This window comes from Pseudomonas sp. MT92 (genome assembly GCF_058792515.1).
In genome coordinates this window covers 140673-153859 of sequence record NZ_JBXAFA010000015.1, presented here as the reverse complement: position 1 = coordinate 153859, position 13187 = coordinate 140673, and the positions used below count along the sequence as shown (strand labels likewise).

General features: G+C 61.1%; 7 protein-coding genes. All 7 read right to left on the bottom strand.

The features are described 5' to 3' along the window. Nucleotide 1: 1 nt before the first annotated feature. The 7 genes from gspE to gltB all read right to left on the bottom strand — a co-directional run bounded on the left by gspE (nucleotide 2) and on the right by gltB (nucleotide 12957). Entirely contained in the window at nucleotides 2–1483 is a 1482-nt protein-coding gene (gene gspE / locus AC1Q6D_RS25870) for a type II secretion system ATPase GspE (RefSeq protein WP_103404486.1), read from the bottom strand. Continuing rightward, complete coding sequence (gspD, locus tag AC1Q6D_RS25865) at nucleotides 1480–3405, bottom strand: type II secretion system secretin GspD (RefSeq protein WP_103404485.1); 1926 nt, start codon at nucleotides 3403–3405, stop codon at nucleotides 1480–1482. Before gspD ends, gspE begins: the two co-directional genes overlap by 4 nt. Before the next feature lie 8 nt (nucleotides 3406–3413). Then, nucleotides 3414–3944 carry a type II secretion system protein N gene (locus tag AC1Q6D_RS25860; RefSeq protein WP_103404484.1) on the bottom strand — a complete coding sequence of 177 codons (531 nt, stop codon included), beginning with the start codon at nucleotides 3942–3944 and terminating at the stop codon, nucleotides 3414–3416. Between the two features lie 96 nt (nucleotides 3945–4040). Then, a complete protein-coding gene (gbpA, locus tag AC1Q6D_RS25855; RefSeq protein ID WP_103404483.1) occupies nucleotides 4041–5507 on the bottom strand; it encodes an N-acetylglucosamine-binding protein GbpA in 1467 nt (488 codons plus the stop codon). 295 nt (nucleotides 5508–5802) lie between these two features. Further along, nucleotides 5803–6870, bottom strand: coding sequence for a uroporphyrinogen decarboxylase (hemE, locus tag AC1Q6D_RS25850; protein ID WP_047536484.1), 1068 nt, complete (start codon nucleotides 6868–6870; stop codon nucleotides 5803–5805). A gap of 189 nt (nucleotides 6871–7059) precedes the next feature. Further along, a complete protein-coding gene (locus AC1Q6D_RS25845; protein WP_103404481.1) occupies nucleotides 7060–8478 on the bottom strand; it encodes an FAD-dependent oxidoreductase in 1419 nt (472 codons plus the stop codon). Between the two features lie 33 nt (nucleotides 8479–8511). Next, nucleotides 8512–12957 carry a glutamate synthase large subunit gene (gene gltB / locus AC1Q6D_RS25840; RefSeq protein ID WP_103404480.1) on the bottom strand — a complete coding sequence of 1482 codons (4446 nt, stop codon included), beginning with the start codon at nucleotides 12955–12957 and terminating at the stop codon, nucleotides 8512–8514. Between the last annotated feature and the right edge of the window lie 230 nt (nucleotides 12958–13187).

Sequence of the window (13187 nt, the reverse complement as noted above, 5' to 3'; positions counted from 1 at the left end):
CTTAGTCCTCCCGAGTCACACGCAGTAACTCGTCGAGGCTGGTCAAGCCGTCGATCACCCGTTGCCGACCGTCCTGAAACAGGCTGTGCGATGCCTTGCGCGCCTCGCCGAGCAACGCCTGTTCGCTGCCCCCCTGATGAATCAGCGCAGAAATGGCCGGCGTCACACTGATCAATTCGTAGATGCCGATGCGCCCGCGATAACCGTGCTGGCACTGGTCACAGCCCATGGCCCGGAACAGCTGTAAAGGCGCCGTCGCGTCATGCCCCAAACGCTGGCAGGTGGCTGCGTCAGCGCTGTAAGGCGCCTTGCAATGTGGACACAAGGTGCGCAGCAGGCGTTGGGCCAGAATGCCCACCAGCGAAGACGCCAGCAGGTAGGCATCGACGCCCATATCGACCAGCCGCGTGACCGCACCGACCGCGCTGTTGGTGTGCAAGGTCGAGAGCACAAGATGACCGGTGAGCGAGGCCTGCACGGCGATTTCCGCCGTCTCGCGATCACGGATTTCGCCGACCATCACCACGTCCGGGTCCTGGCGCAGGATCGCCCGCAAACCACGGGCAAAGGTCATGTCCACCTTCGGATTGACCGGCATCTGGCCGACTCCCGGCAGGTGATATTCGATGGGGTCTTCGACGGTGAGGATGTTGCGCGTCTGGTCGTTCAGGCTGCTCAACGCGGCGTACAGACTGGTGGTCTTGCCGGAGCCCGTCGGCCCGGTGACAAGCAGGATGCCGTGGGGTTTGCCGAGCAGTTCGCGCAGGTCCGCCAGGGTCCCTTCCGGCATGCCCAGACGCTGCAATTCGAGGCGCCCGGCCTGTTTGTCGAGCAGGCGCAATACCACTCGTTCACCGTGCGCCGATGGCAGGGTCGAGACCCGCACGTCCACTTCATGCCCGGCCAGCCGCAGGGCCATGCGGCCATCCTGGGGTACGCGCTTTTCAGCGATATCCAGCCGCGCCATGACCTTGATCCGCGACACCAGCAGCGTCGCCAGTTCACGCCGTGGCCGGAGCATTTCGCGCAATTGCCCATCGACGCGCATGCGCACCGACAGGTACTGCTCGAAGGTTTCCAGGTGCACATCCGAGGCCTGTTCGCGTACCGCTTCGCTGAGCAGCGCGTTGATCAGGCGAATGATCGGCGCATCGCCCTGCTGTTCCAGCAAGTCGGCGGTTTGCGGCACCTGATCCACCAGACTGAGCAAGTCCAGGTCCTCATCCAGCCCTTGAGCGACCTGCTCTGCCGCGCTCTGACCTTCGCGGTACGCCGCTGCCAGACGTGCGGCAAATACCGGCGCTGGCAACAGCCGCAGTGGGAACTCCGGACCGCATAGCCGCTGTGCTTCGGCCAGCGCGGTGAGCGGCGTATCGGCACGCAGCGCCAGCCCCCACTGGTCACCGTCACGCTCCAGCAAGACACCGAAACGCCGGGCGAACCCGAACGGCAGCGGCTCGCAGACATCGCTCACGCCAGTCATGGCGCACTCGTCGCCGGCTTGCGCAGATCGAACAGTGGCGCGTCGGAACCCGGCTCGAACAACTGACGCGCATCGGCCGGCAGCAGCAATGAGTTGTTGCCCTGCGCCCCTCGCTGACTCAAGTCATGCAGCGCGTTGTAACGCTGCCGGCTGACCTCGACCAGGTCCTCCTTGCTGCGCACGATGGTCGGTCGCAAAAACACCATCAGGTTGCTTTTGGTCTGGGTTTCCCGGTTCCAGCGGAACAGTGCGCCGAGATAGGGAATGTCGCGCAGCAGCGGCACACCGCTTTTCTGGGTGCGCACGCTGTCGCGGATCAGGCCGCCAATCACGATGATTTCGCCGTCGTCGGCGAGGATGGTGCTCTTGAGCGCTCGTTTGTTGGTGATCAGGTCCGAAGAGTCGATGCCCGATACCGAGGGCGCGATGTCCGAGACTTCCTGCTCGACCTCCAGGCGCAAGGTCGAGCCTTCATTGATGTACGGCTTGATCTTCAGGCTGATGCCCACGTCCTTGCGTTCGACCGTGGTGAACGGGTTATCCGCGCCGCTGCTGTTGGTGGCGTAGGAACCGGTTTTGAACGGCACGTTCTGGCCGACGATGATTTCCGCTTCCTGGTTGTCCAGGGTCAACAGGCTCGGCGTGGACAAGAGGTTACTGCGGGTGTTGCTGGCCAGCGCCGAAATCAATGCGCCGAAACGGTCGCCTCCCAGACGCAACAGCGCACCTTCGGGTGCCGATTTTTTCTCGTCGAACGTCAGGCCGCCGACAATGGGAATGTCGGTGCCGGGGAAGTTGATGAAGCCTTTGGCGTCACCGGTGTTCAGGCCCCACTGCACACCCACGGCTTCGGCGATGTCGCCGGAAATTTCGACGATGGCCGCATGGATCAACACCTGCGCTCGCGGCTGATCCAACTGGCGCACGATGCTTTCGATGGTCCTGACCTGCGCCGGCTCGGCGATCAACACCAGCGCGTTCTGGCTTTCATCGGCCTTGATCATGAATGTCGCACTGGCGGCCGTTTCCTTGCTGCCGCTCAGGGTCGGTGCAGCTTTGCGGCCCTGGCCCATGGTTTCCAGAATCTCCGCCAATTGCCTGGCATCGCTGTGGCGCAGGCGGATCACCCGGGCGTTGTCAGGCAACTCGGTGGCAGGGATGTCGAGACGACGGGCCAGGCCCGCCAAGCGTTGGCGGACGGCGGCCGGGCCAATGAGAATCAGACGATTGGTTCGGGTATCCGCCAGCACCTGGATCGGCGTATCGGCAGTCCGTTTGCCCAGAGAGGCCTCCATCACCGGAGCCACGTCGCTGGCCTGGGCATGACGCAGTTGAACCACCGCATGCAGGCTGTTCTTTCCGGCATCCAGTTGCCGCACCACTTGGGTAATTCGTTGCACATTGGCGGTCGTGTCCGTGATCACCAGCGCATTGGCAGACGCCGAAGGCCCGACATAGCCGTTGGCCGACACCAAAGGCCGGACCAGACCGGCAATATCGTTGGCGCTGCTGGTGTTCAGCTCGATGACCCGGGTGACGAATTGCGAGGCCGTGGCATTTTTCGCCGAGCCGCTGGCGCGGGTCTTGGCGTCGGTCACAGGCGTGATCAGGATCCGGTCACCCTCGTCGATCACCGTGAAGTTGTGGGCGTCCAACACCGAGTAGAACAACCGGCGAACGCCCTCACGGTCGAGGGCCTGCCGGGACATCACGGTGATACGCCCGGAAACCCTGGGATCAAGCACCACGGTGGTACCGAGAATGGAGGAGATCTCTTCGACAATGTCGCGAAGCTCGGCGTTGTTCATCGCCAGCTGCCACTTTTCTTCCGCGGCCTGAAGTGCGCCGGGAAGAGGCACGATCGCCAAAGCGACAAAGAGAAACATGGAACGCAAGGCTTGCGCGCCAGTGAAACTGTTCATGGGCTTGATCACTCTGACGGCCCGATAATCGGGCGTAGATAACGCGTAGAAATAACGGGAGGTCGTGCATCGACGGGGGATTCGACTGGGCGCAGGAAACGCGCGACAGGTGGTTGCAGCGTCAATCGCTCCTCTCGTCCCTTGTTCCACAACACCACTTGATTGGCCTCGACGCGGCGCAGAACACTGCCACCGGGCAAGCGTTCGCCCACTTGATACATGCGTGGGCCTTGGGCATCGGTCAGCAAGGCACGGGATAAACCGCTGCTGACGACAAAGCTCGCTTGCAAGGTCAGCGGTTCGGCACTGGCAAGCAGCGCGGTTTGTGTCGTCAGGCCAAGCACGGTGGCCACCGCCGTGGCATCGAGAGTGTCACGCAGGGTGGCGGGGGCAGCCGTTACAGTGGTCACTGTCAGGGGGGGCCGAACGAAGAATTCACGAAAGCGCCACTCCTGCCACGCCAGAAACACGCTGTAGCCCAGCGGCAAAATCAGCAGGCCAACGTTGCGCAGGCGCAAGCCGAAACGGGTAACCGTCATCAGTGAAAACGTCACGACTGGTTCACTTGATTATCCAACAGAAGAGTTCGCCTTCAGACGACCCTCAAGAGGTCGCCTGAAGTACTGCGGCGGGACTTAGAGCTTGTTCCACGCCATGTGCCAGTGCGCACCGACACCCGGCTCATAGCCGTTGGCGGTCGGGCTGTATTGCTTGCAGTAGCCCGATTCCGGGAACGGCTTGCATTCAAAGACTTCGTTGGTCTTTGGCTGCAGCACTTTGGTGCCGGCGGTGTAGTCGCTGATGCCTTCCGGGAACACGAAGTCATAGTCGGCACCGGCGCCATCACCGGTCAGTTGGGTGGCCTGGGTGTCCTGGCGAGTGGTGCGGCCATCCAGGGTGGTACCGACCAGCGTCAGGGTGTGTTTGCCCGGGTTGCTGCGCACATCCAGGGTCAGCGATGTCGAGCCGCTGTCGACCTGTGCCGAGGTGGATCCGACCAGCTTGTTGTGCTCGTCGTGCAGGGTCGCCTCGACGTTCATCTTGCGGTTGGCAATCATGCTGAACTCGACCTTGGCCTGGCCTTTGTCCAGAACGTATTCCGGTTGCTGGGCCGCCACCGCCATGCGCGCGGCAGCGTCTTCCCTCATGTCCAGCTGCACTTCGTAGCGGATTACGCCACTTTCTTTCTGCGCATACAGGCTGTTGTTGCCCTTGACCGGCTCAATGGTTCCGTTTTCATCGCGAACGCCAGCCCGGACCAGGGTGTGAGCCTTGTTGATGGCTTCGGCCAGCTTGAACGACCAATTGTTTGGCGAACCTTCTTCGGCGTTATCGATGGAGATTTCAACGCTGTAGTTCGAGCTCTCGCCGTTGGCGGAGAAGGCACGGGCCTTGACCTTGTCACCCGCCAGCAACTGGGTCGAAGGCGCGATGCCGCCCACGGAAGACCAGCCGCCCGGCAACTCAGGCTCGGCAATGATGTTCACGTCCGCCGCGTTGTAAAACGCCGCATCGGTATCACCGACGGTCCAGATCGCCAGAATTACGTGGTGACCGTTTTTGTCCGCGGGGATGTTGCAGTTGTGCTTGGCGCCGGATTCCGGCTTCTGATTGCCGCCGTCGATGGTGCAGAACGGCGTGCTTTCGAAGGTGGCGCGTTTGAGCGCTTCGTTCGGGTTCCAGTTGTTGCGGGTAATGAAGTACTCATGCTTGGTGGCCGGGTGCACAGCCGTGTAGCGCCATTGGAAATCGATGTTGCGGTCCTTGATTTCCGTCAGGTGCCAACGCGTGGCGGACTGAGCGTCCAGGGCGGAGAACAGCGAGTGGCCACCACTTGCGATCTTGCCGTCGACCGGTCCTTGCAAAGGCGCACCACCGACACCGGCCGGAAAGCCCTTGAAGGTTTCGCCGACACTTTGTGGTTCGTATTGCGCGCCGCCACAGTTGGTGTTCAAGCCTTTCTGGCAAGCCAGTGCGCGCGAAGGCGGTACTTCCAGATAACCGTGAGCGGAAGCACTTTGGGATGCCAACATTGCCGATAACAGGATCATTGAGGAGGTGCAGGCAGCGAACGCACTTCCCTTATAAGACGTATTTTTCATCAAATGAATTCCAGACTACTTATCGAAGATCAAGACGCGCAGAACGGGCGCCGATTTTTGCGACATTGCTCAGCGAGGGGCTGCGCAAGGGTCCGAAACCTTACTTGGATAAATTCGTTTGCTATGTAGGGAAAATCTCTGCTTACCGCAGGATCAGTCTCTATGCGCCTACATCCGACAAGAAATGAAAAACTTCTTACAAGAAGCTCCCCCTCGACTAAACACGAAGTTGAAAGACATAAAAAAAGCCTGTCCGGCACCAGGCCGGACAGGCTTCTGATCATTGCAGAATCAGTTACTCGTGATACTGCGCCGACAACTCATGCACCGCGCGCAGGAAGGCACCTGCGTGTTCCGGATCGACTTCCGGCGTGATGCCGTGACCGAGGTTGAACACGTGGCCACTGCCTTTGCCGTAGCTGGCGAGAATGCGCCCGACTTCAGTGCGGATCGCTTCTGGCTTGGCATAGAGCACGGTCGGGTCCATGTTGCCCTGCAGCGCGACTTTGCTGCCGACACGCTCACGGGCGTTGCCGATGTCGCATGTCCAGTCCAGGCCCAGTGCATCAGCACCGGCGTCGGCGATGCTTTCCAGCCACAGGCCGCCGTTCTTGGTGAACAGGATCACCGGCACCTTGCGACCTTCGTGCTCGCGGATCAGTCCGCTGACGATTTTGCGCATGTAGGCCAGGGAGAACTCCTGATAAGCCGCCGCCGACAGGTTGCCGCCCCAGGTGTCGAAGATCTGCACCGCTTGCGCACCGGCCATGATCTGGCCGTTGAGGTAGCTGGTGACCGACTGCGCGAGCTTGTCCAGCAGCAGGTGCATGGCTTGCGGGTTGTCGTAGAGCATGGCTTTGGTCTTGCGGAAGTCTTTCGACGAGCCGCCTTCGACCATGTAGGTGGCCAGGGTCCACGGGCTGCCGGAGAAGCCGATCAGCGGCACCCGGCCATTCAGTTCGCGGCGGATGGTGCTGACCGCGTCCATCACGTAGCCAAGGTCTTTCTGCGGATCGGGAATCGGCAAGGCTTCGATGTCGGCCAGGGTGCTGACAACTTTTTTGAAACGTGGACCTTCGCCGGTTTCGAAGTACAGGCCTTGGCCCATGGCATCGGGGATGGTCAGGATGTCGGAAAAGAGGATCGCCGCATCCAGTTGTGGATAACGATCAAGCGGCTGCATCGTGACTTCACAAGCGAACGACGGGTTCATGCACAGGCTCATGAAATCGCCGGCCTTGGCTCGGCTGGCGCGGTATTCCGGCAGGTAGCGACCGGCCTGACGCATCATCCACACGGGAGTGACGTCTACGGGTTGCTTGAGCAGGGCGCGGAGGAAACGGTCGTTCTTCAGGGCAGTCATGTCGGCATCCGGAAAAAAAGTGCGGGCATTTTCTCAGAGCCGGGCGCAAAAGGCACGGATGCAGGTCAGCCTTTTGTCTATCGGGTCAATTTGTCGCGGTGAAATGCAGGCTTTTCAGCAGCACAAAACACTGTGGGAGCTGGCTTGCCAGCTCCCACAGGTATTGCGTTGCAGCCAGTTGGACGCGGGTTAGACGCCCAGGTAATCCAGGATCCCTTCAGCCGCATTACGGCCTTCGAAGATCGCCGTCACCACCAGGTCGGAACCGCGGACCATGTCGCCACCGGCGAAGATCTTCGGGTTGCTGGTCTGGTGCTTGTACTGACCCTGCTCAGGCGCGACAACGCGGCCCTGGCTGTCGGTCTGGATGCTGAACTGTTCGAACCACGGCGCCGGGCTCGGACGGAAACCGAAGGCGATGACCACGGCATCGGCCGGGATGATCTCTTCGGAACCCGGGATCGGCTCAGGGCTGCGACGGCCGCGGGCGTCCGGTTCGCCGAGACGGGTCTCGACCACTTTCACGCCTTCGACCTTGTCTTCGCCGACGATGGCGATCGGCTGGCGGTTGTAGAGGAATTTCACGCCTTCTTCCTTGGCGTTCTTCACCTCTTTGCGCGAGCCCGGCATGTTCGCTTCGTCGCGGCGATAAGCACAGGTCACCGACTTGGCGCCCTGGCGGATCGACGTACGGTTGCAGTCCATCGCCGTGTCACCACCGCCCAGTACCACGACCTTCTTGCCTTTCATGTCGACGAAATCTTCCGGCGACTTTTCAAAGCCCAGGTTGCGGTTGACGTTGGCGATCAGGAAGTCCAGTGCGTCGTACACACCCGGCAGGTCCTCACCGGCAAAGCCGCCCTTCATGTAGGTGTAGGTGCCCATGCCCATGAAGACCGCATCGTATTCTTCGAGCAGTTGCTCCATGGTGATGTCCTTGCCCACCTCGGTGTTGAGGCGGAACTGGATACCCATGCCGGTGAAGACTTCGCGGCGATTGCTCAACACGGTCTTTTCCAGCTTGAACTCGGGGATGCCGAAGGTCAGCAGACCGCCGATTTCCGGGTTCTTGTCGAACACCACCGGGGTCACGCCACCGCGCACCAGCACGTCGGCACAACCCAGGCCCGCCGGGCCCGCACCGATGATCGCGACGCGCTTGCCGGTCGGCTTGACCTTGGACATGTCCGGACGCCAGCCCATGGCGAACGCGGTGTCGGTGATGTACTTCTCCACCGAACCGATGGTGACCGCGCCGAAACCGTCGTTAAGGGTGCAGGCACCCTCGCACAGACGATCCTGCGGGCACACCCGGCCGCAGACTTCCGGCAGGGTGTTGGTCTGGTGCGACAGCTCGGCGGCCTGGAGGATGTTGCCCTCGGCCACCAGTTTCAGCCAGTTGGGAATGAAGTTGTGCACCGGGCACTTCCATTCGCAATACGGGTTACCGCAACCCAGGCAGCGGTGGGCCTGGTCGGCCGACTGCTGGGGTTTGAACGGTTCGTAGATTTCCACGAACTCTTTCTTGCGTTGACGCAACAGTTTCTTCTTCGGATCCTTGCGCCCGACCTCGATGAACTGGAAGTCATTATTCAGACGTTCAGCCATTGTTAAAACCTCATCAAACTCTTCAGGCGCATATCACTGCGGGTTGGCACGGGTGCTGGAAAGCAACGATTTCAGGGAGGCAGCCTTGGGCTTGACCAACCAGAAACGGCGCACGTAATCGTCGAGGTTTTCGGCGAGCTCACGACCCCACTCGCTGTCGGTTTCCTCGACGTACTCGTTCAGCACGCGCTGCAAGTGGCTGCGGTAGGCTTCCATCGCCTCGCCGCTGATCCGCTGGATTTCCACCAGTTCGTGGTTGACCCGGTCAACGAAGGTGTTGTCCTGGTCGAGCACGTAGGCGAAACCACCGGTCATGCCAGAGCCGAAGTTGTAACCGGTCTTGCCCAGAACACAGACGAAACCACCGGTCATGTACTCGCAGCAGTGATCGCCAGTGCCTTCCACGACGGTGTGGGCACCGGAGTTACGCACGGCGAAACGCTCACCCGCGGTGCCGGCGGCGAACAGCTTGCCGCCCGTGGCGCCGTACAGGCAGGTGTTGCCGATGATGGCACTGTCCTGAGTCTTGTAGACGCTGCCCTTCGGCGGAACGATGACCAGCTTGCCACCGGTCATGCCCTTGCCGACGTAGTCGTTGGCATCGCCTTCCAGGTACATGTTCAGACCACCGGCGTTCCACACGCCGAAGCTCTGACCGGCAGTCCCTTTGAAACGGAACGTGATCGGCGCATTCGCCATGCCCTGGTTGCCGTGCTTGCGGGCGATTTCGCCGGAGATCCGCGCGCCGATGGAACGGTCGCAGTTGCAGATATCCAGGGCGAATTCGGCGCCGCTCAGGTCGTTGATCGCCGAGGTGGCCATGTCGACCATTTTCTCGGCCAGCAGGCCCTTGTCGAACGGCGGGTTACGGTCCACGCCGCAGAACTGTGGCTTGTCCGCCGGCACGTGATCGCTGCCCAGCAACGGGGTCAGGTCCAGGTGATGCTGCTTGGCGGTCTGCCCTTCGATGATTTCCAGCAGATCGGTACGGCCGATCAGCTCTTCGAGGGAGCGCACACCCAGCTTGGCCAGCCACTCGCGGGTTTCTTCGGCGACGTAGGTGAAGAAGTTCACCACCATGTCGACGGTGCCGATGTAGTGATCCTTGCGCAGCTTCTCGTTCTGGGTCGCAACGCCGGTAGCGCAGTTGTTCAAGTGGCAGATGCGCAGGTATTTGCAGCCCAGGGCGATCATCGGCGCGGTGCCGAAGCCGAAGCTTTCAGCGCCGAGGATGGCAGCCTTGATCACGTCGAGGCCGGTTTTCAGGCCGCCGTCGGTTTGTACCCGGACTTTGCCGCGCAGATCGTTGCCACGCAGGGTCTGGTGGGTTTCGGCCAAGCCGAGTTCCCACGGGGCGCCCGCGTATTTGATCGAAGTCAGCGGCGACGCACCGGTCCCGCCGTCGTAGCCGGAGATGGTGATCAAGTCCGCGTAGGCCTTGGCCACACCGGCAGCGATGGTGCCGACGCCCGCTTCTGCTACCAGCTTCACCGAGACCAGCGCTTTCGGGTTGACTTGTTTCAGGTCGAAAATCAGCTGCGACAAGTCTTCGATCGAGTAGATGTCGTGGTGCGGCGGCGGCGAAATCAGGGTCACGCCCGGCACTGCATAACGCAGCTTGGCGATCAGACCGTTGACCTTGCCGCCTGGCAGTTGACCGCCCTCGCCCGGCTTGGCGCCCTGGGCGACCTTGATCTGCAGCACTTCGGCATTGACCAGGTATTCCGGGGTCACGCCAAAACGGCCAGTGGCAACCTGCTTGATTTTCGAGCTCTTGATGGTGCCGTAGCGCGCCGGGTCTTCGCCGCCTTCGCCGGAGTTGGAACGCGCACCGAGGCGGTTCATGGCTTCGGCCAGGGCTTCGTGAGCTTCCGGCGACAGGGCGCCCAGGGAGATACCGGCGGAGTCAAAGCGCTTGAGCACCGATTCCAGCGGTTCGATCTCGCTGATGTCCAGCGGCGTGTCGAGGGTTTTGACTTTCAGCAGGTCGCGGATCATCGACACCGGGCGGTTGTCCACCAGCGACGTGTATTCCTTGAACTTGCTGTAGTCACCCTGCTGCACAGCGGCTTGCAGGGTGTTGACCACGTCCGGGTTGTACGCGTGATATTCGCCACCGTGGACGAACTTCAGCAGACCGCCTTGCTGGATCGGCTTGCGTGGGCTCCAGGCTTCGGTGGCCAGGGCTTTCTGCTCGGCTTCGATGTCGACGAAACGCGCACCCTTGATGCGGCTTGGCACGCCACGGAAGCTCAGGTTGCAGACTTCCTCGGACAGACCGATGGCTTCGAACAACTGCGCGCCACGGTAGGACGTGATGGTCGAGATACCCATCTTCGAGAGGATCTTGAGCAAGCCCTTGGTGATGCCTTTACGGTAGTTCTTGAACACCTCGTAGAGGTCGCCCAGTACTTCACCGGTACGGATCAGGTCACCCAGCACTTCGTAAGCCAGGAACGGATAAACGGCAGAGGCACCGAAACCGATCAACACGGCGAAGTGATGCGGGTCACGCGCTGTCGCGGTTTCCACCAGGATGTTGGAGTCGCAACGCAGGCCTTTTTCGGTCAGGCGATGGTGCACCGCGCCGGTGGCCAGGGAAGCGTGGATCGGCAGTTTGCCCGGGGCGATGTGACGGTCACTCAGTACGACCTGGGTACGACCGGCGCGCACAGCTTCTTCAGCCTGATCGGCAACGTTGCGGATCGCCGCTTCGAGGCCGACGCTTTCGTCGTAGTTCAGATCGATGATCGCGCGCTCGAAGCCCGGACGATCGAGGTTCATCAGCGAGCGCCACTTGGCCGGGGAAATGACCGGCGAGCTGAGGATCACGCGCGAGGCGTGTTCCGGCGACTCCTGGAAAATGTTGCGCTCGGCACCGAGGCAGATTTCCAGCGACATGACGATGGCTTCACGCAACGGGTCGATCGGCGGGTTGGTCACCTGCGCGAACTGCTGGCGGAAATAGTCGTACGGCGTGCGCACGCGCTGGGACAGCACGGCCATCGGCGTATCGTCGCCCATGGAGCCCACGGCTTCGTAGCCTTGCTCGCCGAGCGGACGCAGCACCTGGTCGCGCTCTTCGAACGTGACCTGGTACATCTTCATGTATTGCTTGAGCTGGTCGACGTCGTAGAACGCCGAACCGTGGTCGTTGTCTTCCATGGTCGCCTGGATGCGCAGGGCGTTCTTGCGCAGCCATTGCTTGTACGGATGACGAGACTTCAGGCGGTTGTCGATGGCATCGGTGTCGAGGATCTGACCGGTTTCGGTGTCCACGGCAAAGATCTGGCCAGGGCCCACACGGCCCTTGGCGATCACGTCTTCAGGCTGGTAGTTCCAGACACCGATTTCCGAGGCCAGGGTGATGAAGCCGTTCTTGGTGGTGACCCAACGCGCCGGACGCAGACCGTTACGGTCGAGCAGGCACACCGCGTAGCGACCATCGGTCATGACCACGCCGGCCGGGCCGTCCCACGGCTCCATGTGCATCGAGTTGTATTCGTAGAACGCACGCAGATCCGGGTCCATGGTCTCGACGTTCTGCCACGCAGGCGGAATGATCATCCGCACGCCACGGAACAGGTCGATGCCACCGGTGACCATCAGCTCGAGCATGTTGTCCATGCTGGAGGAGTCGGAACCGACGCGGTTGACCAGCGGGCCGAGCTCTTCCAGGTCCATCAAATCGTTGGTGAACTTGGTGCGACGGGCCACGGCCCAGTTGCGGTTGCCGGTGATGGTGTTGATCTCGCCGTTGTGCGCCAGGAAGCGGAACGGTTGAGCCAGCGGCCATTTCGGCAGGGTGTTGGTGGAGAAGCGCTGGTGGAACACGCAAATCGAGGTTTGCAGGCGCTCATCGCTCAGGTCTGGATAGAAGGCGGTCAAGTCCGCCGGCATCATCAGGCCTTTATAAATGATGGTCTTGTGGGAAAAGCTGCAGACGTAGTGATCGACGTCGGCGGCGTTGGCCACGGACGAGCGACGACGGGAAGTGAACAGCTTGACGGCCATGTCCTGGTCGCTCAGGCCTTCACCGCCGATGTACACCTGCTCGATCTGCGGCAGGCGCTCAAGGGCCAGGCGGCCGAGGACGCTGGTATCAATCGGCACTTTGCGCCAGCCGACCAACTGCAGGCCGGCGGCCAGGATCTCGCGGTTCATGTTCTCGCGAGCGGCTTCGGCTTTGACCGGGTCCTGGTTGAAGAAGACCATGCCCACGGCATATTGCTTGGGCAGTTCGACGCCGAACGTTTCCTGGGCGATGGCTCGCAGGAACACGTCCGGCTTTTGAATCAGCAGACCGCAACCGTCACCGGTCTTGCCGTCGGCATTAATCCCACCGCGGTGGGTCATGCAGGTCAGGGCCTCGATGGCCGTTTGCAAAAGGGTATGACTGGGCTCGCCCTGCATATGAGCTATCAGGCCGAAACCGCAGTTATCCTTGAATTCATCTGGTTGGTACAGACCTGCTTTCATAGACACTTTCTCACCAGGCTGCCTCTTATCGAGGCAAATTTCTTTTTAATTCAACCACTTACCATCCACGCCGAACGTACGCCGGCTTTGCGGGGGCAAAAGGGAGGTCATTGTACACACCGTCACTTGGCCTCACAAATTTGACGACGAAATGTCGCAAATTCATGTCGCATTTGTGAAAGGTTTAAAGCGATCCGCTGTGCTAGTCAAAACTTTTTTAATCTTGACCG

Excerpts from the sequence above, each read along its gene's own strand:
- gspE (WP_103404486.1), bottom strand. The coding sequence starts at position 1,483 with ATGACTGGCGTGAGCGATGTCTGCGAGCCGCTGCCGTTCGGGTTCGCC.
- hemE (WP_047536484.1), bottom strand. The coding sequence starts at position 6,870 with ATGACTGCCCTGAAGAACGACCGTTTCCTCCGCGCCCTGCTCAAGCAA.
- gbpA (WP_103404483.1), bottom strand. The coding sequence starts at position 5,507 with ATGAAAAATACGTCTTATAAGGGAAGTGCGTTCGCTGCCTGCACCTCC.
- gltB (WP_103404480.1), bottom strand. The coding sequence starts at position 12,957 with ATGAAAGCAGGTCTGTACCAACCAGATGAATTCAAGGATAACTGCGGT.
- AC1Q6D_RS25860 (WP_103404484.1), bottom strand. The coding sequence starts at position 3,944 with ATGACGGTTACCCGTTTCGGCTTGCGCCTGCGCAACGTTGGCCTGCTG.
- AC1Q6D_RS25845 (WP_103404481.1), bottom strand. The coding sequence starts at position 8,478 with ATGGCTGAACGTCTGAATAATGACTTCCAGTTCATCGAGGTCGGGCGC.
- gspD (WP_103404485.1), bottom strand. The coding sequence starts at position 3,405 with ATGAACAGTTTCACTGGCGCGCAAGCCTTGCGTTCCATGTTTCTCTTT.